Annotated in this window: 21 protein-coding genes and 1 tRNA gene; 11 read left to right on the forward strand and 11 right to left on the reverse strand. The window is 60.5% G+C overall.

Annotation, left to right across the window (positions count from 1 at the left end):
• Positions 1–16 precede the first annotated feature (16 nt).
• Complete coding sequence (locus tag BLU78_RS02310) at positions 17–1108, reverse strand: nucleotidyltransferase domain-containing protein (protein WP_010259957.1); 1092 nt, start codon at positions 1106–1108, stop codon at positions 17–19.
• Between the two features lie 140 nt (positions 1109–1248).
• Between BLU78_RS02310 and rfbA the strand changes: the two genes are divergently transcribed.
• From rfbA to rfbB, 4 genes are read left to right on the forward strand one after another with little or no spacing between them, the layout of a single operon-like run.
• Positions 1249–2130, forward strand: coding sequence for a glucose-1-phosphate thymidylyltransferase RfbA (rfbA, locus tag BLU78_RS02315; protein ID WP_010259960.1), 882 nt, complete (start codon positions 1249–1251; stop codon positions 2128–2130).
• Positions 2127–2690, forward strand: coding sequence for a dTDP-4-dehydrorhamnose 3,5-epimerase (rfbC, locus tag BLU78_RS02320; RefSeq protein WP_010259961.1), 564 nt, complete (start codon positions 2127–2129; stop codon positions 2688–2690). Before rfbA ends, rfbC begins: the two co-directional genes overlap by 4 nt.
• Positions 2687–3547, forward strand: a complete 861-nt coding sequence (gene rfbD, locus BLU78_RS02325; protein WP_010259964.1) for a dTDP-4-dehydrorhamnose reductase — start codon at positions 2687–2689, stop codon at positions 3545–3547. Before rfbC ends, rfbD begins: the two co-directional genes overlap by 4 nt.
• Complete coding sequence (rfbB, locus tag BLU78_RS02330) at positions 3544–4599, forward strand: dTDP-glucose 4,6-dehydratase (RefSeq protein ID WP_010259969.1); 1056 nt, start codon at positions 3544–3546, stop codon at positions 4597–4599. Before rfbD ends, rfbB begins: the two co-directional genes overlap by 4 nt.
• Before the next feature lie 197 nt (positions 4600–4796).
• On the opposite strand, the gene ybaK is transcribed toward rfbB, so the two are convergent.
• Complete coding sequence (gene ybaK, locus BLU78_RS02335) at positions 4797–5294, reverse strand: Cys-tRNA(Pro) deacylase (protein WP_026020611.1); 498 nt, start codon at positions 5292–5294, stop codon at positions 4797–4799.
• Positions 5295–5376: 82 nt separating this feature from the next.
• Here ybaK and BLU78_RS02340 point away from each other — a divergent pair, with 82 nt between their 5' ends.
• The 3 genes from BLU78_RS02340 (at position 5377) to BLU78_RS02350 (ending at position 8972) form a co-directional block, all read left to right on the forward strand.
• A complete protein-coding gene (locus BLU78_RS02340) occupies positions 5377–7869 on the forward strand; it encodes a DUF5686 and carboxypeptidase-like regulatory domain-containing protein (protein WP_010259973.1) in 2493 nt (830 codons plus the stop codon).
• A gap of 71 nt (positions 7870–7940) precedes the next feature.
• Positions 7941–8600, forward strand: a complete 660-nt coding sequence (locus tag BLU78_RS02345; protein ID WP_010259975.1) for an HAD family hydrolase — start codon at positions 7941–7943, stop codon at positions 8598–8600.
• Positions 8601–8606: 6 nt separating this feature from the next.
• Positions 8607–8972 (forward strand): DMT family protein, encoded by a 366-nt coding sequence (locus BLU78_RS02350; protein ID WP_010259977.1) that lies wholly within the window; start codon positions 8607–8609, stop codon positions 8970–8972.
• Here BLU78_RS02350 and BLU78_RS02355 read toward each other — a convergent pair.
• From BLU78_RS02355 to BLU78_RS02380, 6 genes are read right to left on the reverse strand one after another with little or no spacing between them, the layout of a single operon-like run.
• Entirely contained in the window at positions 8931–9593 is a 663-nt protein-coding gene (locus tag BLU78_RS02355; protein ID WP_010259980.1) for a CatB-related O-acetyltransferase, read from the reverse strand. The genes BLU78_RS02350 and BLU78_RS02355 overlap by 42 nt on opposite strands.
• Entirely contained in the window at positions 9583–10776 is a 1194-nt protein-coding gene (locus tag BLU78_RS02360; protein ID WP_010259983.1) for an MFS transporter, read from the reverse strand. The genes BLU78_RS02355 and BLU78_RS02360 overlap by 11 nt, the downstream gene beginning before the upstream one ends.
• Positions 10773–11681, reverse strand: coding sequence for a transporter (locus tag BLU78_RS02365; protein WP_010259986.1), 909 nt, complete (start codon positions 11679–11681; stop codon positions 10773–10775). The genes BLU78_RS02360 and BLU78_RS02365 overlap by 4 nt, the downstream gene beginning before the upstream one ends.
• Before the next feature lies 1 nt (position 11682).
• Complete coding sequence (locus BLU78_RS02370; RefSeq protein ID WP_010259989.1) at positions 11683–12132, reverse strand: GatB/YqeY domain-containing protein; 450 nt, start codon at positions 12130–12132, stop codon at positions 11683–11685.
• A gap of 30 nt (positions 12133–12162) precedes the next feature.
• Positions 12163–15156 carry a golvesin C-terminal-like domain-containing protein gene (locus tag BLU78_RS02375; protein WP_010259991.1) on the reverse strand — a complete coding sequence of 998 codons (2994 nt, stop codon included), beginning with the start codon at positions 15154–15156 and terminating at the stop codon, positions 12163–12165.
• Positions 15146–16597: a sodium:solute symporter gene (locus tag BLU78_RS02380; RefSeq protein WP_010259995.1), complete on the reverse strand. Its 1452-nt coding sequence runs from the start codon at positions 16595–16597 to the stop codon at positions 15146–15148. Before BLU78_RS02380 ends, BLU78_RS02375 begins: the two co-directional genes overlap by 11 nt.
• Positions 16598–16790: 193 nt before the next feature.
• On the opposite strand from BLU78_RS02380, the gene mscL reads away from it, so the two are divergent.
• Both mscL and BLU78_RS02390 read left to right on the forward strand, forming a co-directional pair.
• The gene (mscL, locus tag BLU78_RS02385) at positions 16791–17276 is read left to right on the forward strand and encodes a large-conductance mechanosensitive channel protein MscL (RefSeq protein WP_010259998.1); all 486 of its coding nucleotides are present in this window, start codon (positions 16791–16793) and stop codon (positions 17274–17276) included.
• Positions 17277–17446: 170 nt separating this feature from the next.
• On the forward strand, positions 17447–18823 hold the full coding sequence (locus BLU78_RS02390) for a sulfatase family protein (RefSeq protein ID WP_010260001.1): 1377 nt from the start codon (positions 17447–17449) through the stop codon (positions 18821–18823).
• A 15-nt stretch (positions 18824–18838) separates the two neighbouring features.
• Here the strand turns inward: BLU78_RS02390 and BLU78_RS02395 are convergent, their stop codons facing one another.
• Positions 18839–19522 carry a potassium channel family protein gene (locus BLU78_RS02395; protein WP_010260004.1) on the reverse strand — a complete coding sequence of 228 codons (684 nt, stop codon included), beginning with the start codon at positions 19520–19522 and terminating at the stop codon, positions 18839–18841.
• A gap of 134 nt (positions 19523–19656) precedes the next feature.
• Between BLU78_RS02395 and BLU78_RS02400 the strand changes: the two genes are divergently transcribed.
• Positions 19657–19730: transfer RNA gene (locus tag BLU78_RS02400), tRNA-Met, on the forward strand.
• Positions 19731–19827: 97 nt separating this feature from the next.
• A complete protein-coding gene (gene def, locus BLU78_RS02405) occupies positions 19828–20436 on the forward strand; it encodes a peptide deformylase (RefSeq protein WP_026020613.1) in 609 nt (202 codons plus the stop codon).
• 7 nt (positions 20437–20443) lie between these two features.
• Here the strand turns inward: def and BLU78_RS02410 are convergent, their stop codons facing one another.
• Together BLU78_RS02410 and BLU78_RS02415 are read right to left on the reverse strand one after the other, a co-directional pair.
• Positions 20444–22180, reverse strand: a complete 1737-nt coding sequence (locus tag BLU78_RS02410) for a ubiquinone-dependent pyruvate dehydrogenase (RefSeq protein ID WP_010260010.1) — start codon at positions 22178–22180, stop codon at positions 20444–20446.
• Positions 22181–22315: 135 nt separating this feature from the next.
• A complete protein-coding gene (locus BLU78_RS02415; RefSeq protein ID WP_026020614.1) occupies positions 22316–24172 on the reverse strand; it encodes a biotin/lipoyl-containing protein in 1857 nt (618 codons plus the stop codon).
• Positions 24173–24187: the final 15 nt, after the last annotated feature.

Below are 24187 nucleotides of genomic sequence, written 5' to 3' on the forward strand. Positions count from 1 at the left end.
GCCGGCCCCGGTCGTCTTATGCGGAGATGGATTTCGGACGTTTCAGGTGCACCCGCACGGAGTTCACGAAAGCTCCGCCAAGGCCCTCGTCGTAGACGATCCGGTGTTTCCAGCGGTTAGCCCACCAGCGGCGGGTTTTGAACCACATGTTAGGCAGCAGTCCGGTCGGCTTCGGGACCGAAAATTCGGGTGAGAGAATCTCGTTCAGCACCCGCTCCTTCAGTTTCGGATCGACGGTAAACGGCGGAAGCAGGGAAGGATCGAGCCCCAGGTCTTCGACACAGATGGCATTAAGACACCCCAGGAAACGGTCCATATTCGCCTCGCGGGCCAGCGCATAAAGCTCCTCCCAGCCGATCTTACCGGCATTGCGTTCGATGAAGACATACCAGTCCAGCACGTGCCGGAGCCCGATGTTGACGGCGGCGAAATGCACCGCGGCATGGCGCAGCAGGAACAGCGCGTTGAAGGGCCCCGAAGGCAGTCCGACCGGCACGCCCCCGAGTTCGACGGACTCCCCGGGCTGCGCCGCGAAGCGTTTGAGCGGCTGTTCGATCCGACGATTGGAACTATGGGTCTCGTTGTTGACGAGATCGTAATGGTTTTCGACCATAATGCCGTCGAAAAGAAAGGTCGTATGGTGCTCCTTGTCCTCGTCGATCCGCAGGCCCAGCTCGCGGGCAACGACCCGGTCGGCCTCGGGCTGACGCCCGTACAACCAGATGTCGATGTCCCCGAACGGACGGTGCGACGGAACGGGATAGGAAAGGCTCAGTCCGTAACCTTTGAGGAGCATCATCGGAAAGCCGTGTTTGTGGTAGAATGCCGCGAGGCGCGTGACGGCCGCCTCGTGACGGCGGTAGCGTTTCTCGATCTGCTCGACGTTGAAAGCCCACTCCAGCAGCAATGCCCGCGGCGGACGCAGCTCGCCGGGCAACATCTGCAATCCATCCCAAGCCACCGCCAAGACGCCCTGCACCGACGAGCGGCGGTAAATCTCGCCCCAGCATGCTTCGTCGCATCGTGCGAAAAGCGCCGTATCTTCCATCTTCCCGTGCAGCGTCGCCCGCAGCAGGGCGAACAAGCCGTTGGTCGCCGTATTCTTCATAGTCAAAATAAATTGTTGGTAAAGATAGCGATACTTTACAAAAAATCAGGCCCGGGATACCGGAAATTCGCAAAAAAGCCGTACCTTCGACTGAAATTTCCCCGTGCGGAAACCGCAGGGAGGTATCAACACACAACGATATGAAAGGCATTGTCTTGGCGGGAGGCTCGGGAACGCGCCTCTATCCGATAACCAAAGGGGTCAGCAAACAACTGCTCCCTATTTATGACAAACCGATGGTCTATTACCCGCTGTCGGCGCTGATGCTCGCCGGCATCCGCGACATACTCGTCATCTCGACCCCCGCCGACCTGCCGGCTTTCCGCCGCCTGCTGGGCGACGGCTCGGATTACGGCGTACGGTTCTCCTATGCCGAACAGCCCTCGCCCGACGGACTGGCGCAGGCGTTCCTGATCGGCGAGGAGTTCATCGGCGGCGACTCGGTATGTCTGGTGCTGGGCGACAACATCTTCCACGGCTCGGGCTTCACGGGAATGCTCCGGGAAGCCGTGCGGACGGCTGAAGAAGAACAGAAAGCGACGATCTTCGGCTACCGCGTCGAGGACCCCGAGCGTTACGGCGTGGCGGAATTCGACGCCGCAGGCAACTGCCTCTCGATCGAGGAGAAGCCCGCGCATCCGAAATCCAATTACGCCGTCGTGGGTCTCTATTTCTACCCCAACAAAGTGGTCCGGGTGGCCAAATCGATCAAACCCTCGGCACGCGGCGAACTGGAGATCACTTCGGTAAACCAGGCGTTCCTCGGCGACGGGGAGTTGAAAGTGCAGACCCTTCAACGGGGTTTCGCATGGCTCGATACGGGCACGCACGACTCGCTGGCCGAAGCCTCGATCTTCGTGGAGGTGATCGAGAAGCGTCAGGGACTCAAAATCGCCTGCCTCGAAGGCATCGCCTACCGCAACGGCTGGATCACGGCCGGCAAGGTCCGCGAACTGGCTGCGCCGATGCTTAAAAACCAGTACGGGCAATACCTGCTCAAACTCATCGACGAACACAAATGAAAATATACCGAACCGACATCGAAGGGGTGCTGATCCTCGAACCCGACCTGTTCGGCGACGCCCGGGGCTATTTCTTCGAGAGCTTCTCCCGGCAGCGTTTCGAAGAGGCCGCAGGCGCGGTGGACTTCGTGCAGGACAACGAATCGAAATCCCGCTACGGCGTAGTCCGGGGGCTTCATTTCCAGCGCGGAGAAGCCGCGCAGGCCAAGCTGGTGCGCGTAGTCTCGGGCACGGTGCTCGACGTGGCGGTAGACATCCGCCGCGGATCGCCCACCTTCGGGCGGCACGTCGCCGCGGAGCTCTCGGGCGAGAACCACCGCCAACTGTTCATCCCCCGCGGATTCGCCCACGGATTCGCCGTGCTGAGCGACGAAGCCGTGTTCCAGTACAAATGCGACAACTACTATGCCCCCGCGAGCGAGGACGGCATCGCCTGGGACGACCCCGCGCTGGGTATCGACTGGCGGCTTCCGGCCGACGCCGTCGTGCTCTCGGAGAAGGACCGCCGCCGTCCGACGCTGGCCGAAGCCGGAAAACTGTTTGAATACCGAAAACCATGAACATATTAGTAACGGGCGCCAACGGACAGTTGGGCTGCGAAATGCAGCGTTTGGGCGCCGTATCGCCCAACAATTACATCTTCACCGACGTGGCGGAACTCGACGTCACCGACGCCGTGGCCGTCCTCCGGGCCGCGGAGCAGACCCGCGCCGAAGCGATCGTCAACTGCGCGGCCTACACCAATGTGGAGCGCGCCGAGGAGGACGAGGCGACGGCCGACCGCCTGAACCGCCTCGCCCCTGCGAACCTCGCGGCGGCGGCAGCCGCCACGGGAGCCACGCTGATCCACATTTCGACCGACTACGTCTTCGACGGAACAGCCCACACACCCTACACCGAGCAGGCCCCGACAGCGCCGCTGGGCGTCTACGGACGCACGAAGCTCGCCGGGGAACAGGCCGTCGAGGCATCGGGATGCAGTTACCTGATCCTGCGCACGGCATGGCTCTATTCGGCATTCGGGAACAATTTTCTGAAAACGATGCTGCGGCTGACGGCCGAACGGGAGTCGCTGAACGTGGTCTTCGACCAGATCGGAACTCCGACCTATGCCGGGGACCTCGCGCTGGGGATCTTCTCGGTGATCGAGGGCCAACAGTTCCGCGGCCACGAGGGGCTTTACCACTTCTCGAACGAGGGCGTCTCGTCCTGGTACGACTTCGCCGTGGAGATCGCCGCGGCGGCCGGGCACGACAAATGCCGCATCGAGCCGTGCCACACGGCCGAATATCCGTCCAAGGCCCCCCGCCCGGCCTATTCGGTCCTCGACAAGAGCAAATTCAAAACGACGTTCGGCATCGAAATTCCCCACTGGCGGGAGTCGATGCTCTACTGTCTGAAAACAATGCAAGCATGAAACGCACCATCCTCATAACCGGCGGCGCCGGATTCATCGGCTCGCACGTCGTGCGGCTGTTCGTCACGAAATACCCCGACTACCGGATCGTCAACCTCGACCTGCTGACCTATGCGGGCAACCTCGCCAACCTCCGCGACATCGAGAACGCCCCCAACTACACCTTCGTCCGGGGCGACATCTGCGACTACGACGCCATGCGCGCGCTGTTCGCGGAATACGCCGTCGACGGGGTGATCCACCTCGCGGCCGAGAGCCACGTGGACCGCTCGATCCGCGATCCGTTCACCTTCGCGCGCACCAACGTCATGGGGACGCTCACGCTCCTGCAGGCCGCGAAGGAGGTCTGGGGAGGCGCCTGGGAGGGCAAACGGTTCTACCACATCTCGACCGACGAGGTGTATGGAGCTCTGCCGCTCGGCGGCGGACTCTTCACCGAGACCACGCGCTACGATCCCCACAGCCCCTATTCGGCGTCGAAGGCGTCGTCGGACCATTTCGTAAGGGCTTTTCACGACACCTACGGGCTTCCCGCTGTGGTCACCAACTGTTCGAACAACTACGGGCCCTACCAATTTCCCGAGAAGCTCATCCCGCTGTTCATCAACAACATCCGTCACAACAAGCCGCTGCCGGTCTACGGCCGGGGCGAAAACGTCCGCGACTGGCTCTATGTCGAGGACCATGCCCGGGCCATCGACACGATCTTCCACCGGGGCCGCGACGGCGAGACCTACAACATCGGGGGATTCAACGAATGGCGCAACATCGACCTCATACGGGTTGTCATCCGGGTCACCGACCGCCTGCTGGGGCGTCCCGAGGGGACTTCGGAGAAGCTCATCACCTACGTCACCGACCGTGCGGGACACGACCTGCGCTACGCCATCGACTCGCGCAAGCTCAAAGAAGAACTCGGATGGGAACCCTCGCTGCAGTTCGAGGAGGGCATCGAAAAGACCGTCCGCTGGTATCTCGACAACCAGCCGTGGATGGACAATATCACCTCCGGGGAATACGAAAAATATTACGAAGAGATGTACCGGCTTTAGAAGCCGGATTTAGGGGCGACGGTGGCTTCGGAACGCTTTCCATCCTCTTCTGCGCCGTTCCTGTCATTGCGAAGCATCGCAGATGCCGTGGCAATCCGATCGGGAATCGAGACGCTGCAGATCCAGCGTGGATTGCCGCGTCGGACATGCGTCCTCCTCGCAATGACACGACTTATCGGACCCGCCCCGGCCCGGTTTTAACGTTCACCTCTCCTGCTGATTTCGGCGAACGCCGCCCGCACATAGGCCGCCAGGTCGGCGGGTGCGAGTTTGAGCTGCAGGCCGCGGACCCCGGCGCTGATATAAATAAAGGGGTGTTCGGAAGCCGATGCGTGGATATAGGTCGGAAAGGCTTTCTTCATGCCGATCGGCGAACAGCCTCCGCGGATGTAGCCCGTGACGGGCAGCAGCTCCTTCATCGGAATCAGGTCGACCTTCTTGTTGCCCGAGACTTTCGCCGCGGCTTTCAGATCGACCTCGTGGTCGCCCGGCACGACGCAGACGAAACAGCCCGTGCGGTCGCCTCTCAGCACGAGGGTTTTGAAGACGCAGGCGATCTCCTCGCCCAGTTGTTCGGCGACGTGCGTGGCAGCGAGGTGCTCCTCGTCCACCTGATAAGGTATCAGTTCATAGGCGATCTTCGCACGGTCGAGCAACCGCGCGGCATTTGTCTTTTCAACCTTCCCGTGTGCCATATTGTTCCTTTTATCGGCTAATTTGCCGCAAAGGTAATTCAAATTACCCGAATGTGTACATTTTTGCTACATTTGCCGCGGTATGACGCAAAGGACGATTATCACGTTTCTGCTCGGAATTCTCTGGGCGGCAGGAGCCTCGGCACAGACCACACGTGTCCGCGGGCAGGTGACCGACGCCGCCGACGGAAAGCCGCTGCAATTCGTCAGCGTCGTATTCCCCGGCACCACGACGGGCATCATCACCGACGAACAGGGCATTTACGCCCTCGAGACCCGCGACACGGTCAGCCGCGTGCAGGCCTCGATGGTCGGTTACGCCACGCAAACCCGCCCGGTGACACCCGGGACCTTCAATCACGTGGATTTCGCCCTCGAAACCGTGGAGTTCGGCATCGGACAGGTGGTCATCACTCCCGGCGAGAATCCCGCGCATCCGATCCTCGACGGCGTGATCCGCAACAAGCCGCAGAACGACCCCGACCGGTACGATACGTACAGTTGCCGCACCTATACCAAAATGGAACTCGACCTGACGAACATCAGGCCGCAGTTCCGAAGCAAGCGTCTGCAACGCAATTTCGGTTTCGTATTCGATTACGTCGACACCTCGGCGCTCACGGGACAGGCCTACCTGCCGGCGATGATTTCCGAATCGACGGCCGACCTCTACCGCAGCCGCCGTCCGGAGTTCAAACGCGAGGTGATCCGCGCCAGCCGCGTCTCGGGCGTCGAGGACAGCTTCGCCGTGGCCCAGTTCACGGGCGGCATGCACGGCGACGTGAATTTCTACGACAATTTCATCGACATCTTCAACGTGCGCTTCGCCAGCCCGCTGGCCGACGGAGGCCGCGCCTTCTACAACTATTTCCTGGTGGACAGCATCACGCTCGGAGGCCGCAAGACCTACAAGATCCGCTTCCACCCCAAACGCCTCACAACCCCGGTACTCGACGGCGAAGTCAACATCGACTCGGCGACCTACGCCCTGCAGTCGGCGTCGGCGCGCATGCCCAAAGGCGTCAACGTCAACTGGATCAAACACATGATGCTCGAGAACGAAAACCGACAGACCGACGACGGCTGCTGGTTCCGCAGCCGCGACCGCGTGTCGGCGGAGTTCTCCATCTCGGAGGCCGACTCGTCGAAACTCACCTCGTTCATCGGCACGCGCGAGGTGGCTTACAGCGACGTGCGGATCGGCGAACCGATCCCCGATGAAGTTCTGCGCATGGACAACAACGTCGTGGTCCGCGACGAACAGCCCGCCCGGCACGACGAAGCCTACTGGGAACGGATACGCCCCTACGCACTGAGCGAAAAGGAGAAGGGCATCTATTCGATGGTCGACTCGGTGCAGCACGTGCCCTTGTACCGCAACATCTACACGTTCATCAACACGGTGATCGTCGGCTACTGGAACACGAAATACATCGGCATCGGTCCCTACTACAAACTCGCCAGCTTCAACAAGCTCGAGGGTTTCCGCATGCAGTTGGGAGGGCGCACGACCACCAACGTCAGCCGCACGGTGCGCATCGGGGGCTACGTAGCCTACGGCACGCGCGACGAGGACGTGAAAGGCGGCGGAAGCATCGAACTGGCCTTCAACCGCCGGCTGACGCGCAAGCTGACCCTCTCGGCCCGGCACGACGTGATGCAGCTTGGCGCCGGACAGAACGCCCTCACGGAGAGCAATATCCTCTCGTCGATCCTCTCGCGCGGCGACCAGCGGCTCTCGATGGTCAACCGCGGCGAAGCGGTCTACGAGCACGAGTGGTGCCACGGCGTGAGCTCGTTTGCCGGCGCGCGCATGCAGCGCATCTTCGCCAACCGCTATGTCCCGATGCTGAGGCCCGACGGCACGCCGGTCAACTCGGTATCGGACGCCGCGGTAAGCGTCGGCCTGCGCCTCTCGAAAAACGAAACGGTCTACCGCATGCCTTTCGACAAACAGTCGATGGGCTCGGTCTACCCCATTCTGACGCTCGGATTCACGGCAGGCATTCCCGATGCGCTGTCGGGCAGTCACGAATACTACCGCCTCGACGCCGGCATCCGCTACCGGCCAGAACTGCCGCCGCTGGGCTATTCGGACATCACGGTGCAGGGCGGCCGCGTCTTCGGCAAGGTCCCTTACCTGCTGCTGAAACTCCACGAGGGCAACGGCACCTATTTTTACGATCCCTACGCCTTTTCGTGCATGAATTTCTACGAGTTCGCCTCGGACGCCTGGGTGGCGTGGTTCTGGGAGCACCATTTCAACGGCATCCTGCTGGGACGCCTGCCACTCATCAAAAAGCTCAAATGGCGCGAGGTGTTGGTCTGCAAAGGGGTCTGGGGCACGCTGTCGAGAGAGAACAACGGCTCGCTGGCCGGGACGCAGGCCGACCTGCTGTTCCCCGTGGGCATGACCTCCGTATCGGACCCTTACGTCGAAATGGGATTCGGCGTGGAGAACATCTTCAAACTCTTCCGTGTGGACTGCATCTGGCGGCTCACCCACCGCGCCCCCACGCCCGGGCAGGAGGTGCAGAATTTCGCCGTCAACCTCAGCCTGCGGCTCAAATTCTGAACCGCAGCCAATCCGATTTTGGAACCGTCAGGCTTTTTTTCTACCTTTGCGTTGCCAAAACAAAAACAACGATGAAAAAAGCAGCCCTGTTCGATATGGACGGTACGCTGGTGGACAACTCCCCGGTGCATGTCCGTGCCTTTGAGATATTCTGCGCCCGTTACGGCGTCACCGACTGGAAAGCGAAACTCGCCGACAGTTTCGGCATGGGCAACGACGACATCATGCGTGCAGTCATGCCCGCAGAGATCATTCGCGAAAAGGGCCTCGCGGCGCTTGCCGAGGAGAAGGAGGCCATCTACCGCGAAATCTACGCCCCCGACATCCATCCCGTCGAAGGACTCGTCGAACTGCTCGAACGGCTCCGCGCAGCGGGTGTCCGTTGTGCCGTGGGTTCGTCGGGCTGCAAGGCCAACGTCGATTTCGTGCTCGAAAAGTGCGCCATCAGCCCCTATTTCGACGCGAAGGTCTCGGGCGACATGGTCACGCGCTGCAAACCCGACCCGGAAATCTATCTCACAGCGGCCGCCGCGCTGGGCATCGTCCCTGCCGACTGCGTGGTCTTCGAGGACGCCAAGGCCGGCTTCGAATCGGCCAAACGGGCGGGTGCGGGCCGTATCGTGGCCCTGACGACCACCCTGCCGCGCGAGGCGCTGGAGCGCGAAACCCCTGCCGACGTAATCGTCAACAACTTCGCCGAACTGACCGACCTCGGCGCCCTGCTGGCTTAGTGCACCATGTTCAAAGGAATCGCCACCATTCTGCTGCTCGTCGTTTCCAACGCCTTCATGACGCTGGCGTGGTACGGACATATCGCCTTCAAATCCAAGCTCGAACGCTTCGGGATTCTCGCCATCGTCCTGCTGAGCTGGGGCATCGCACTGTTTGAATACTGTTTCCAGGTCCCGGCCAACCGCATCGGAAGCGCCGAATTCGGCGGTCCGTTCTCGATCTGGGAGCTGAAAGTGATCCAGGAGGTCGTGTCGCTCTCGGTCTTCACCGTCTTCGCACTGGTCTTCATGAAATCCGACACCCTGCGCTGGAACCACCTCGCAGGGTTCCTATGCCTGATCCTGGCCGTCTATTTCATTTTCCGCAAATAGCGCCAGTTCTTCGGCCTTCCCGCCGCGGATTAGCGGCAGGGCCCGGCGGATCGTCTCCGCAGGCCACTCCCACCATTTTATCGCAAGCAGGCTTTCGACCGTCGCCGGGTCGAAGCGGTATTTGATGACCCTGGCCGGAACGCCTCCAACGATGGCATAGGGTGGCACGTCGCGCGTCACGACGGCCCGCGAAGCCACAATAGCCCCGTCACCGATCGTAACGCCCGCCATCACAACCGCTTCGTAACCGATCCACACGTCGTTGCCGACGACGATGTCGCCCCGGTTGTCCCACGCCGAAGCCACCTCCGACTTGTCGATGCCCCACTCCTCGCCCCAGAAAATCGGGAACGGATAGGTGGACAGCGAATCGAGCGTATGGTTGGCGCTGTTGAACAGGAACCGCGCGCCGCAGGCCAGCGAGCAGAATTTCCCGATGACCAGCCGGTCGCCGTTCACCGGATAGTGATACAGCACGTTGTTGCGTTCGAAATCGACGGGATCGGCCGCGAAATCGTTGTAGATCGTCCACTCCCCCACCTCGATATTCGGATCGCTGACGACCTCTTTCAGATAGACCGTCTGCCGGTCCCCCTCGCGGGGATATATCTTATTTTTCATCTCTTTTCAATTCTATGTTGGGTAAAAAGCCCGTGATAACGCCCAGCAGGGGCAGCAGCGTGCTGACCCGGAAAATAAATTCGATGCTCGTCCGGTCGGCCAGCCACCCGAAGAAGGCCGAGCCGAGGCCGCCCAGTCCGAACATCAACCCGAAGAAGACCCCGGCGATCATGCCGACCTTGCCGGGCATCAGGTCGGTGGCATAGACCAGAATGGCCGAGAAGGCCGACGAGATGACCAGTCCGATGATGACGGCCAGCACGATGGTCCCGGTCAGGCCGGCATAGGGAAGCATCAGCGTGAAGGGCGCCGCACCGAGGATCGAGCCCCAGATCACGTATTTACGTCCGATGCGGTCGCCGACCGGCCCGCCGATGAAGGTCCCCGCCGCCGAAGCCGCGAGGAAAGCGAAAAGCGCATACTGCGCTCCCTGCACCGACATCGAGAATTTGTCCATCAGGAAAAAGGTGAAATAGTTGGTCATCGAGGCGATGTAGAAATACTTCGAGAAGACCAGCACGCCCAGGATAATGAGCGCATTCCGAATTTTACGTTTCGAGAGTCCGGGTCCCGTGGTATCCGCCGCAACGGCGGGCCTGCGGGCCGCCAAAGCCAGTTGCCGTTTGTACCAGTTCCCGATCTTTACGAGGATGAAGATGGCCAGCAGCGCGGCCAGTGCGAACCAACCGATCGAAGCCTGCCCGAACGGAATCACGATCAGCGCGGCCAACAGGGGCCCCATGGCGCTTCCGGCATTGCCGCCGACCTGAAAGATCGACTGCGCCAGCCCTTTGCGACCTCCCGAGGCGAGCTGGGCCACGCGCGAGGATTCGGGATGGAAGACCGACGAACCGCAGCCGATCAGTCCGACCGACACCAGAATCAGGGCGAAGCCGGGAGCGGCGGCGAGCGCAAGCAGTCCGCACAGCGTGAAACACATCCCCGCGGCCAGCGAATAGGGCCGCGGATGGAGATCGGCCAGCCGCCCGGCGACAGGCTGCAGAAGCGACGAGGTTAGTTGGAAAACCAGTGTGATGAGGCCGATCTGGGCAAACGTGAAGCCAAATTTCTCCTTAAGGAGCGGGTAGACCGCCGGAATGACGGACTGCATCATGTCATTGAGCAGATGGGTGGCGCAGACCATCAGCAGGATCGGATAGACCGTCCTGCCCGCCCGGTTCATTTCCCGCGGTCTTTTCTCCATATCTGATACGAATTCACGAAGTTCTGCCAGACAATATACGCCGTGGGGGCGATCGACGAAATGGGGTTCAGGAACGACTGCGCCATCCACACCGCCAGCACCGTATTTTTCTGCCCGAGCGACTGCCCGCCTGCGGCGGGATCGCCGTAACGGCGGCCCAGCATGCGCCCCACTTTGAATTGTACGAGACATATCACCAGCGCGGCGAACGCCAGCCACAGCTCCGTGGAGAGCGACGCGTCGTGCAGGTCGATGATGAAGGCCGTCGTGCGGCCGATAATCACCAACAGCGACGCCAGCCACATGTAGAACGAAATCTGACTGTGATCCCCGACCCACTGCGCCGCCTTCGGAAATACGAAGCGGCAGAACTGCGCCGCAGCGAAAGGCATCACCAGCAACGGCGCGATGCGGGCCAAAATCTGCGTGAAAGTGCACATCCCGGTTCCCGTGAAGGTGAGGATCACCGGGGCCAGCAGGGCGATCGCCATGTTGCACAGCAGGCTGTAAGTGGCCATCGTGGCGACATTGGCTCCCAACATGCCGCCGATCACCACCGCAGCCATCGCCACGGGAGCCAGCACGCAGATCATCGCCCCCTGCGCCACGATGTCGTTCAGGGGCAGCAGCAGGAGGTAGACCCCGATACAGACCACTGCCTGAAACAGCAACAGCCAGACATGCAGCATCGAGGGCTTCATCTGCCTGGGTTTCACGCGGCAAAAGGTGACGAAGAGCATCAGGAAGATCAGCGTCGGGGTGATCATCTGGTGCGTCCACGCTTCGAGCGCCGAGATCGGACGGCACAGCAACGCCCCGACCACCATGGCCGCCGGCATGGCGACTGTCTTCACATTGCGGTGCAGGTGTTCCAGCAGGCGCATCTTACGACAGCAACTCCTTCACCTTAGCCGAAATATCCTTGCCGTCGGCGCGGCCCGCGAGCTTCTTCGAAGCCACACCCATCACTTTGCCCATCTCCTTCATCGACGTGGCGCCGACTTCGGCGATCACGGCTTTCACCTCGGCGGTCAGTTCCTCCGGGGTCAGCTGTTTGGGCAGAAACTCCTGGTAAACGGCTACCTGAGCCAACTCCTCCGAAGCCAGGTCCGCACGGTTCTGCTCGGTGAAGATCGCCGCCGAATCGGCGCCCTGCTTGGCGAGTTTCGAGATGATTTTCAGCACGTCGGCATCGGGCAGTTCGGCGATCTCCGGACCTGCGGTCTTGGCTTCGATGATATATTTCTTGGCATTGCGCAGTGCGCTCAGGCGCACCGTATCCTTGGCCTTCATGGCCTCCATGATCCCTTTCGAAATCTGCTGTTCCAGCGACATAACACTCTAATTTTAAGTTAACTATACCGTTTATTTAATATTTTCATTCAATAAGAATCGCAGGGCGTCGCGCATCATCCGGTCGCGCTCCGTGTGGCTGAGGATCGACTCGAACGGAAATCCCACGACGAAGGTCCTCCCTTCGGCCTCGCAGGCCACACCCGCCGTGCGGCCGCTCTCGACGTAACGCATCACGGCAAAAGCCCCCTCGCCCACGGGTTTCAGCGCATCGGGCGACTCGACAATGTAGCGGTCGGGCCGGTATTCGTCGTTGAAGCGGTATTCGCCGCGCGAAAAGTCCTTGTGTGCCGTCATGACCCGCACCCGCCCGCGCTCGGCGGCCCGCCCGGTGTCGAGCGCACAGTGCAGGACCTCTTCGGCAAATGCGCGCCCCGCATCCGGAGCCTCCTCCGCCCAAAGGTCCGAAACCACATAGGCCCCCGAAGCGAACAGCGCTCCCCCGTCGGCCAGATAACGCCGCAGGGCGCTCTGCAATTCGGGCGAGAAGGTGGCAAACGCCGGCTCCTGCACCCCGCGGCCGATCGTCGTCGTGCGCTGCTTGCCGAGGATCAGGTCAACGGCCGGATATTGTTCGAGCGCCGCCTCGCCACGCTCCACGGCCTTCAGCGAAGCCGAACAGAAGGAGTACCCCGCCGCCGCCACGGAACGCCCGTGCAGGGCCGGATAGTCGAATGTGTTGCCGCCGATCACGTCGGTCTCGAAATCGCACCCGCAGGCCCCGAGAGCGATGCTGTCCACATTGCAGCGGGCCTGCGCCAAATCGAAGACATGCTGGGCCCCGACGAACGAGATGTCCTGACGGTCGGGAACCCCGCCGTCGATCTCCATGCGGAAGCCCGCGAGCGAATCGCTGCGCTCGCTCAGCGGGGCACTCACACGGTCGAATCCGTTGACGATTAGCACACGGCCCTTTTCGTCCGCCACGCGGCATGCCGAGAGCGTTTCGCTCGGGAAGCTCTCACCGCCCTCGTTCACAGCCGTCACCCGGTAACTGTAAATATGGCCCGGCTTCTGCTCGACGATCAGATAGGGTTTGTCGACCGGACGGCCGTTGTCGAACCCTCCTTCGTCCACACGCGTATAGACCACATAACCCGTCGGCGCAGCGCTCTTTTCCAGCGGGTCCATCACCGGACTCCACGACAGCGCGACGTTGTCGGCCGCCGTAAATTCTGCGGAGAACGCCTCGACGGGCAACGGCTGCACCACATAAGGTAATCCGTATTGCGAACTGATATACTGCAAGATGCCTTTATAGACGGCGCGGCTCACGAGGAATTTGAAACGCGGGTCGCTGCCCAGACGCATGTCGGCGAAATTCTGGTGCGAGAGCAGCTCCAGCAGCATTGTCGGAACGCCCGGCACCCGTGCTTCGTAATAGGCGCGGTTCCACAGCCCGCGGCGCTGCCAGCCGGGTTCGAACGTGCGGCGGATGTCCTCGACGACCTGCGTCTGCACAAGGTCCGTGAGGTCACGCGAACGGTAGCGGTCGGTGCCGCCTACGAATTTACCCCCGTTTTCGCGGGTGTAGCAGATGCCCAGCGTCCCGACGATCCCGTCGCCGTCGCGGACGCCCGCATCCGAGTGAAACGCCAGCGCCATGTCGACAGGTATGCCCAGCCCTACGGAGTCGGGCAGACGCTCCGAACCGCCCATCAGAGCGTTGACCCAATGTGCGCGCGACATATAGTCGTCCTTGTAATCGTCGGTATTGTTCTTCGGCGTGTAGACTTTCTCGGGAAAACCCGCCCACTGGAGCCAGTAGCGCGCGCCCTCGCAGAAGCGGGGATAGCCGCTGGTCTCCTCGATATACTCCGTGTCGGGCCGCCGGAGCGAGTCGCAGGGCGTGCGGGCGATGTTGCCGTAACCGCCGCCGATCTTTACGGCATCGGCCGAAACGATGCGTCCTGCCGTGCGCGAACGGTTCGAAAGGGTCACGATCTCCTGACGCCCCGGAGCAAGGGTGAAGCGCCCCAGATAAATCCACGTGCCGCCGCCCATCGTCTGGTTGACGGCATATTCCGTCTCGCCGCCGAGGTGGTGCACCGTATAATGCGCATCGTCAGCGCTTTCGGGCGTCGATTCGTAACTCACATAGACCGCATATTCACCCTGTTCGGGAATGTCGGCCCGCCAGACGGCACGGTCCGTCGCATCGCCCGCCACAGTCCGCGTGCGGCGCGTCGTACCCTCACGGAAAGGGTTTTCCCCCGTATGATAGACTTGCCGCAGGTGTGCGAAACCCGGACCGCCGAGTTCCCAACTCCCCGTCTCGGCATACTGCCCTGCGGCGTCGTTGTCGGCCAGCACCTCGAATTTCTGCACGTCGCGTTCGCGCGGCAGCATCACGCAGGCCCCGGCGTTTTCGAGCATCGGGACCAGGTATGGCAGCACGTAACTCTGCGTGTAGAGGTCCTCGCAGGTCTGCCACAGCATCGAACGCTGCCATTTCCAACGGTTTTCGGTCTGGTCGAAATAGCGTCCGTGGCTCTGCCAAAGGGCGATATGACGTCCCGAAAGTCCTTTCGACGGGGTCGCGGCAGCCGAGAGCCGTGCGACCAGCGGCCGCTCGGAGCGGTTGGTGAACGGCACGATCTGCCGTTTTGCAATCTGCTTCTTCAGCTGTGCGGCGTTGCGGTGGGCCAGCGGCACCAGTTCGCCGATCTCGCGCCGGTCGGTATAGAGCTCGATGCGGGCCTTGCGGAACTCCTGCGGCAGCAGTGCGCGCACCGAGTCACGCAAAGCCCGCACGTTGTCCTCGCGGAAAGGATAATAGGACAGCCCGATCGTGGCGTAAATCTGCACCCGGCTGCGCGAAGCCTTTATGGCCTCGATCCGCACGGTGGTCGGCTCGGCTTTCTGGTAGCCTCCCGTGATCTCGCGGGAGACGATGCGCGACAGCGTCCGGGCGATCTCGGTACGAGTGGCCGTACCGACCTCGGCGGCGGATAGCCCACCTAAAGTAAAAATTGAAACAAGCAGGTATAAAATTCTATTTTTCATGTCGTTCAGCAAGTATTAACATCCCGAGCATCGTAAACGCGGCATTATAAATCAACAACTCGAATCCGATCCGGTAGTCCCATGCCTCGCGGGCCCACCACTGCACCAGCGCACTCAGCACGGGAGCCGCGACGGCGATAAACGGAATCCAGCGGTCACGGACCTTGCGGCGCGTGAGCATGCCGAAAGCAAACATGCCCAAAATCGGACCGTAAGTATAGCTGGCGACCTTATAGACCAGGTTGATGACGCTGTCGTCGGCCCAGTATTCGAAAGCCAGGATCACGGCGGCCATGCCCAGCGCCATCAGGATATGAACCCCTTTGCGGAGGCGCGTAAGACGCTCCTCGCCGTAGCGTTTCGTGCCCTCGAGGATATCGACCGTGAAGGAGGTCGTCAGGGCTGTGAGGGCCGACCCGGCAGCTGAATAAGTGCTCGAGATAAGTCCCACAACAAACAGGATTCCAACAACAAGCGGAAGTCCCCCATCGACAGCGACCAGCGAAAAGACCTGATCGCTCTTGGCGGGAGGCGTCATGCCGCTGCGCTCCATGTAGAGGTATAACAGCACGCCCAGCACCAGAAAGAGGAAGATGACGAAAATCTGGCTTACTGCCGTCAGCACAATATTCTTCTGCGAGTCGCGCGGCGTGGCGCAACTCAGGTTGCGCTGCATCATATCCTGATCGAGCCCTGTCATGGCGACCAGCAGGACGATGCCCGCGGCGAACATCTTCCAGAAATAGCGGTCCGAAGCGGGATCGTCGAAGAAAAAGATCTGCGACATCGGCGAGGCGGAGACCTCACGGGCCGTATCGGCGAACGAGAGGCCAAGGCCCTGCATGATGAAGACGATCGACAGCAGGAGGCTCGCCACGAGACAGACGGTTTTGAGCGTATCGGTCCAGATCAGCGACTTCACGCCGCCCTGCTGGGTATAGAGCCACACGAAAAACATCGTTATCAGGGCATTGGCCCAGAACGGAATGCCATAATGCGAAAAGACCAGCAGTTGCATCACGGCGCAGACGACATAGACCCGCAGCGCAGCCCCCAACATCTTCGAAATGAAGAAAAACCACGCCCCGGTGCGGTGCGAGGCGACACCGAAGCGGTCATCGAGGTATTCGTAGAGCGAAACCACCCGCAGGCGGTAGAACGTGGGAATCAGCACGAAAGCCACGATGAGCTGCCCCACCGTGAAGCCCGCTACCATCTGCATATAGGAGAACGAATCGACGGCGACGGAGCCCGGGACGGAGATGAACGTGACGCCCGACATCGCGGCGCCGATCATGGCGAAAGCCGCCATATACCACGGTGTACGGCGGTTGCCGGTAAAGAACCCGGCGTTGTCGGCACGGCGGCCCGAAGCCCACGCGACGGCGAACAGGACGGCTATATAGCCCAAGACGGTGGCAATGACGGCTGCGGGTGTCATGATTACGGATTTAGACAACAAAGATAGAAAAAAGAACGGACGGTGCCAAAACCGAAATGCGCCCAATCCGCCAAAACAGACCCGATCCTAAAAAGCCGTTACTCCGGAACGGCAAAAGGTCGTATATTTTATTGAAAAATTGAAAAAAAGCCCTATTTTTGCTTTCAATATCCTAACATAAATTCTGACAGATATGGCTTTTTTTAAAGAATTCAAAGAGTTTGCCCTCAAAGGCAACGTGATGGACATGGCCGTCGGCGTCATCATCGGCGGCGCGTTCGGCAAGATCGTATCGTCGCTCGTGAACGACATCCTCATGCCCCCGATCGGCGCACTGCTCGGAAACACCGACTTTTCGCAGCTTCGCATCGACATCTCGAAGGTGCGCGACATCACGTCGAGCGCCGTGCAGTCCGTGGAAGGCATGGTAACCAAAGGCGACGCCGCGCAGGCTGCAGCCGCCGCAGAGCCGATCTACTGGAACTACGGCGCATTCATCCAGCAATGTGTGGATTTTACGATCCTGGCACTCTGCGTGTTCCTGATGGTCAAACTGATGAACCGCCTGATGAAGAAGAAAGAGGAGGCTCCGGCGCCCGCTCCCGAACCGCCCGCACCGACTAAGGAGGAACTGCTGCTTACGGAAATCCGCGACCTGCTCAAAGAGCAGAAAAAATAGGCGCAAGGCTCAACCCTGCGGCGATCCGGCTCCCTCGGGGAGCCGGATTTTTTCGGTACATTCGGGCTCATTCAAAATCAAATGAAACACAAAATCGAAAGAAAATATTGTTTTACGGCGGGAATTTATTATTTTTGCGAAACACAAACCCTTAAAAACGAAACCCAACCATGAACAGGGAACTCAGAACGGCAGGGCTCGGCCTGCTGGCAGTTGCCGCCGCGGGATGCACTCCGAAGCAGGAGACGCGCCCCAACATCATCCTGATACTGGCCGACGACATGGGCGCCGAATGTCTCGGATGCTACGGAGGCACCAGTTACAGGACACCGCATCTCGATGCGCTGGCCGAACGGGCCATCCGTTACGAAAACATGCACGCGACACCGCTCAGCACTCCGTCGCGCGTGCAGTTGATGACGGGTGTTTACAACGACCGCAACTACGTCAATTTCGGTTACATGAACGACGACGAGCACACGTTCGCCCATCTGGCCCGACAGGCCGGCTATTCGACGGCCGTGGTGGGAAAATGGCAGCTCGGACGGTCGCGCGAGATGGTCGGCAAACTCGGATTCGACGAGTGGTGCCTCACCCAGCTGCAAATCTACAAGGAACTGGCCGGAGAGCGGGCGACGGACCGTTACGCATTCTCCTACGTCGACGACAACGGCCATTACGAATTCAGCTACTATGCGCCGGACGATTTCCAGCGTTACGCCTTCGAATACATCGACCGGCAGACCGAAGCCGGCAAACCCTTCCTGCTCTACTATCCCACCCCGCTGGTACATACGCCGCACGTCGCCACGCCCGATTCGGAGTGCTGGACCGACGATCCGGACACACGGTTCAGGAAAGACACCCGCCATTTTCCGGATATGGTCGCCTATCTCGACAAGCAGGTCGGACAGTTGGTGGCGAAACTCGAAGAACGCGGCATCTGGGACAATACGATCCTGATTTTCGTCGGCGACAACGGCACCTGTCACATCATCACGTCGCAAACGGAAGACGGACGGCAAATAGCGGGCGGAAAGGGCTCTCCGACGGTTTACGGAACGCATGTCCCCCTGCTGATCGCATGGGGCGACAAGTACCGCGGAGGACGGGTCAGCGACCGTCTGGTGGACCTGACGGACTTCATGCCGACGATAGCCGACGCCATGGGGATCGAGATTCCCGAGGAGTGGGGCGCGGAAGGCATATCGCTCTACCCGGAGCTCTGCGGGCAGGAGCCGCTCGAAAGGGAGTTCTCGCTGTTGCACTTCAACCCGCTGTGGCCCCATATGGCCTATCCGCGGGCTGCACGGTGCGCCTACGACAAGGAGTACAAATATTACTGGGACGGAAGGTTCTACCACTACGCCGAAGACCCGCTGGAAGAGCATCCCCTCGACATTGCAGCCTGCCCGCCCGAGGTGCAGGCCCTCCACGCACGGCTGAAAGCCCGGGTCGACGAACTGCCGGGATGGTATCCGGACAAGCCCGGGGCGCCGCGCCACGGCGACTACAAGAGTTTCTACGACGCCAAACCGAAGCAGTGACGCAAAAAGTCCGGCCTACTGGTCGGACTTTTTGTCCGGGGCATATTCCTGCAAAACGTAGGTCGTGAAGATCGGGAAGAACATCATGCCCAGCGACGGCAGCAGCACGCAGAAGACCTTGCCAATGGCCGTGACGGGGAAGATCTCGGCACCGACGGTCGTGACGTTCATCCACGCCCACCAGAGCGCATTGCCGAAGCCGTGGAGCTTGGGGTTGACAAGCACCTCGTAGTCATAGAAGACGAGGCCCGAGATATAGGTAAAGACCACCACGGTGAAAATATAGGCGACGAACACCCGCCGTATCTTGTTGCCGCGGACCAGCCACCGCACGATGATAACCATGGCCAGGAAAGCCCGCAGCAGCGGAACGAGTCCCACAAGGATGGCCCAGTCGTGGGTCATGTGCACACCGCTCCACGCGAGGATGTTCAGGTAGGGAACCGACAGGAGCAGAAACAGCAAATTGCGTCGAAAAAAGCGGGCACGGTGTTCGGCAGCGGTCCAGCGAACGAAGAAATCGCACAGGAAGACAAGGCAGACAATGAACTGAATGGTCAGGTAAGTGCCCGACATATGGACATGGTCGCCGGCGATGATCTCCCACGAAATGGCAGCGAGGAGCACCAGGCCTGCGGCGACTTTGACGGCGCCGAGCGTATTGGCAAGGTCAGCGCGGGCGGTATCGGTAAGGAACATACGTTTGTAATTTTCACGCAGTAGGTTCAAAATCAATGCCACAGCCCCTCTCGATGAATTTTTCCAGCGATTTTTTGCCCAAAGATTTTGCACGATTAAAAATTTCTATTACCTTTGCACTCGCTTTCAGCAATGGCGGGTTAGCTCAGCTGGTTAGAGCGCATGATTCATAATCATGAGGTCCCGAGTTCAAGTCTCGGACCCGCTACGAAAGGGGTCGATATCGAAAGATATCGGCCCTTTTTGCATTCATGACATAAAACATCGTATATTTGACACTTGTATAACCCGATACAGCCACGACAATGAAAACAATCGGAAAAGTCTGCTTGGGTGCAGCCGCAGGGCTCGCACTGGCGGGATGCTCGCAGGGATTCAGCGCTGCCGAACGGGAAACGATCCGCTCCGGCGGGGAGGGTATCATGCGCGTCCTGACGGTTGACGACCGCAGCGACTCGCTGACGCTGCGCCGCAAATCGGCCCCGATGGTCGAGGGCATGGAGCGTGCGGACGACTACGAAACGCTCCGCCGCCGGATGCTCGCCACGGTACAGGACCCGGAGAACACCGGTGTAGGAATAGCCGCCCCGCAGGTGGGAATCCTGCGGCGGATGATCGCCGTACAGCGGTTCGACAAGCCGGGAGAACCTTTCGAAATCTACCTGAACCCGAAGATCGTCGAATACTCCGCGGAAACAGCCCCGGGACGCGAGGGATGCCTCTCGATCCCCGACCGTTCCGGCGAGGTGAAGCGCGCGCAGCGGATCACGCTGCGCTACCGCGACGAACAGTTCGCCGAGCGGCTGGAACGCATCAGCGGCTTCACGGCCGTCATTTTCCAGCACGAGATCGACCACCTCGACGGCATTCTCTACACCGACCGGATGGAGAGAGAACTCCGTCAGGAGGAATAGCGCCGGCTCAGATCAGTTCGCGGAGGTGTTTGAGGTTGCTCTTGGCCGTGGCGACAACCTCGTCGGTACGGCCCGAGAGGATCAGTTTGGTCATGGCCAGCGCAAAGCCCTTCATCTGCCCGAATTCCACCTTCGGAGGCATTACCAGCGCATTGGGATCGGTCTGGACACTCACGAGGACCGGCCCCGGGGTGTCGAAAGCCTTCAACAGCGTAGCTTCCGCCTGCGCAGGATCGTCGACCGAAAATCCCGTGATGCCCATGGCCCGGGCGATGGCTTCGAAGTCGGGATTGCACATATCGGTTTGACAATCGGGAAGCCCCGCAACCTCCATTTCGAGCTTCACCATACCCAGCGAACGGTTGTTGAAGACCACGATCTTCACCGGCAGCCGATATTCCACGATCGTCGCCAGATCGCCCAACAGCATCGAAAGACCGCCGTCGCCGCACAGCGCCACGACCTCCTGTCCGGGACGTGCCAGAGCCGCGCCGATAGCCATCGGAAGGGCATTGGCCATCGAGCCGTGGTTGAACGACCCGAGCATCCGGCGACGTCCCGTGGCGTGGAGATAACGGGCGCCCCAGACACAGCACATGCCCGTATCGACCGTAAAGATCGCGTCGTCGGAAGCCAGCCGGTCGATCAGCGTCGCCACATATTCGGGCGCGAGGTTGCCCACACTTCCCGGCTTCGAAGCTACGGCGACCATGTCGTCGCACAGTTCCCGGTATATTTTAAGCTGACGGTCGAGGAACGACCGGTCGGTGTGCTCCTTCAACATCGGGAGCAATGCCTGCAGGGTGTCTTTCACATCTCCGGCCAGCCCCAGCTCGACGCGGGCCCGGCGACCGATACGCTCGGGACGGATGTCCACCTGCGCAATGCGGCACTCCTGCGGCAGGAACGACTCATAGGGAAAATCGGTGCCCAGCAGGATCAGCAGGTCCGATTCGTGCATGCTGCCATAAGCCGACGGAAGCCCCAGCAAGCCCGTCATGCCGATTTCAAAGGGATTGTCGTACTGCACCTCCATCTTGGATTTGAAACTGTAAGCCACGGGGGCTTTCAGCAGGCTTGCCAACTGCACTACCTCGTCGTGGGCCTCGCGGGCGCCGATGCCGCAGAAGAGCGTGATACGCTCGGCCGAGGCGATCATCCCGGCCAACTGGCGGAGCTCGCCGTCCTGCGGGCGGAAAATGCTGTGCGACGGCAACGGACCCGGAGCCCCGGGACTCTCGGCACAGGGACACGCGGCCACGTCGCCCGGAAGCCCTATCACGGCGACCTCGCGTTTGTGAAGGGCGTGCTGCAGGGCGGCAGGCAGCATCCGTGCGAACTGTACGGGCGTAACGGCCATCTGATTATAACCGCTGCAATCGTCGAAAAGGCGGATCGGACTGGTCTCCTGGAAATAGCCCGTGCCGAATTGGTCCGAAGGGCAGGTCGAGGCGATGGCCAGCACGGAGCAATTGCTCCGGTGGGCGTCGTAAAGTCCGTTTATCAGGTGTACGTGTCCCGGGCCGCTGCTGCCCGCGCAGCAGGCGAGTCCGTTGAGTTCGGCTTCGGCGGCGGCCGCAAAGGCCCCGCTCTCTTCGTGTCGCATGTGTATCCACCGGACGGTTCCGGCACGGCGCACGGCATCGTTGACTTCGTTCAGGCTGTCGCCCGTAACCGCATAAATGTGGCGGATACCCGCGCTGCAGATCGTTTCGACCAGCTGGTCGGCTACTTTCTTTCCCATAATATTTGGATTTTCAAATGTTTGCATCACCCCCGGAAGCGTCCAAGATCAATACCAAAGTTACCGAAAAAAAGTTCCGCCCGCAACGCGTTCGGGCGCTGCGGACGGAAAAGTACGCGGAAAGAATGTTACTGACTATTCGATCTCTATCAGGACGGCGTCGGTGGCGACCGTCTCGCCCGGAGCGACGAGAATCTGTTTTACCTTACCGGCAAAATCGGTCGCAATGGCATTCTCCATCTTCATCGCCTCGAGGATCAGGACCTCCTGTCCGGCTTTCACCTCATCCCCTATCTGAACCTTGATCTCAATCACACGGCCCGGCAGCGGAGCCGTCACGGTGTTACCCGTGATCGAGACCTTCGCCTCTTCGGTGTGCTTCTCCTCGGCTTTGACGACGGGTTCGGCGGGTTTCGAAGCCTCATAGGCCTTCACTTTCATGTCGGTGAGGAACGTCTTGGCCACGAGCGGGAACAATTCGAGCAGCAGCACCTCCTTCTCGTTGGCCGCGAGCTTCACGCCGCCGGCCTCGGGCAGTTCGGGATTGGGCTGCATCTGGTATTTCGAGGTGTCGTAGGGAGTCTCCTCGCGGACACCGCAAATCTTAAAACGGAATTCGGGATCGATCTTCACCGGCGTCTTGCCATACTCGCCCTTGACCAGTCCCACGAACTGCGACGACTTGTTGGTGTACATCGGACGTCCGGCCTTCTCGTCGAGGGCGCAGTTGACGGCCTGGGCACCCACGATCTGCGAGGTCGGGGTCACCAGCGGCGGCAGGCCCGCGGCCAGGCGCACCGTCGGAATCAGCTCCATGGCGCGGGGCAGAATCTCCTCGGCCTTGAGCTGTTTGAGCTGGGCGACCATGTTCGAATACATGCCTCCGGGGATTTCAGCCTTCTGGACCAGCTCGTTGGGAGCCGGGAAGCCGAAATAGGCTTCGATCCTGCGGCAGGCGTCGAGCGTGGCATCCTCGTCGTCACGCTGGGCGGCGGCAATGGCCTTGTCGAACAGCGCGTCGATCTCGTCGGGCAGCGTGTCGGTCAGCGGATTGAATGCTTTGGGTTCGGGTTTCTCGACACCGAACACCGACTGATTGAGCTCCTTGCGGATATCGCGCAGCTGGGTGTTGATCTTGGCGACGGCCTCCATGTTGACACCCGTCTCGATGCCCAGTTTCTTGCAGAAAACGTGGATCAGCTCGATGGCCGGAGCACCGGTGCCTTCAGCGAAATACCAGCAGTTTGTATCCACGACATCGACCCCGGCGATAATGGCCGAGAGCACCGAGGCCAGTCCGTAACCCGGCGTGCAGTGGGTGTGGAAATCGACGGGAATCGAAAGGTTCTTTTTAAACAGCCGCACGAGCGTGGCGACACGGCGCGGCGGGATGAGTCCCGACATATCTTTAATGGTAATCATGTCGGCGCCCAGCGCGGCCATCTGCTTGGCCTTGTCGAGGAAATAAGCGTCGGTGAAGACCGGCTTGGGATTCGACTTGCCCGTCAATTTGGCCCAAAAGCCCAACTCGGGATATTTCGGATCGACGGTGTAGCAGACCGCGCAATCGGCGATGCCGCCGTACTGTTTGACGTATTTCACGGTCGACTTCACGTTGTCCACATCGTTCAGAGCGTCGAAGATACGCATGATTCCCAAACCGCTCTGGATCGAATTGCGGCAGAAGCCGTCGATGATTTCGTCCGTATAGGGCGAGTAGCCGAACAGGTTGCGGCCCCGCGAAAGCGCCGTAAGTTTCGAGACATTGCCCACCGCCTTGTAGATCGTTTCGAGACGCGTCCAGGGGTTCTCGTTGAGGTAACGCATCACCGAGTCGGGCACAGCGCCTCCCCAGACCTCCATCGCATAGAAGTTGGCATCTTTGTAGAACGGCAGGCAGCGGTCGATCTGCTCCTGGTTCATACGCGTTGCAAAGGACGACTGCTGGCCGTCGCGCAACGTAAGGTCTCTGATTTTGAGATTTCTCGCCATTTTTGTACTATTGAT

The sequence above is a fragment of the Alistipes timonensis JC136 genome (genome assembly GCF_900107675.1).
Classification (GTDB): Bacteria; Bacteroidota; Bacteroidia; order Bacteroidales; family Rikenellaceae; genus Alistipes; species Alistipes timonensis.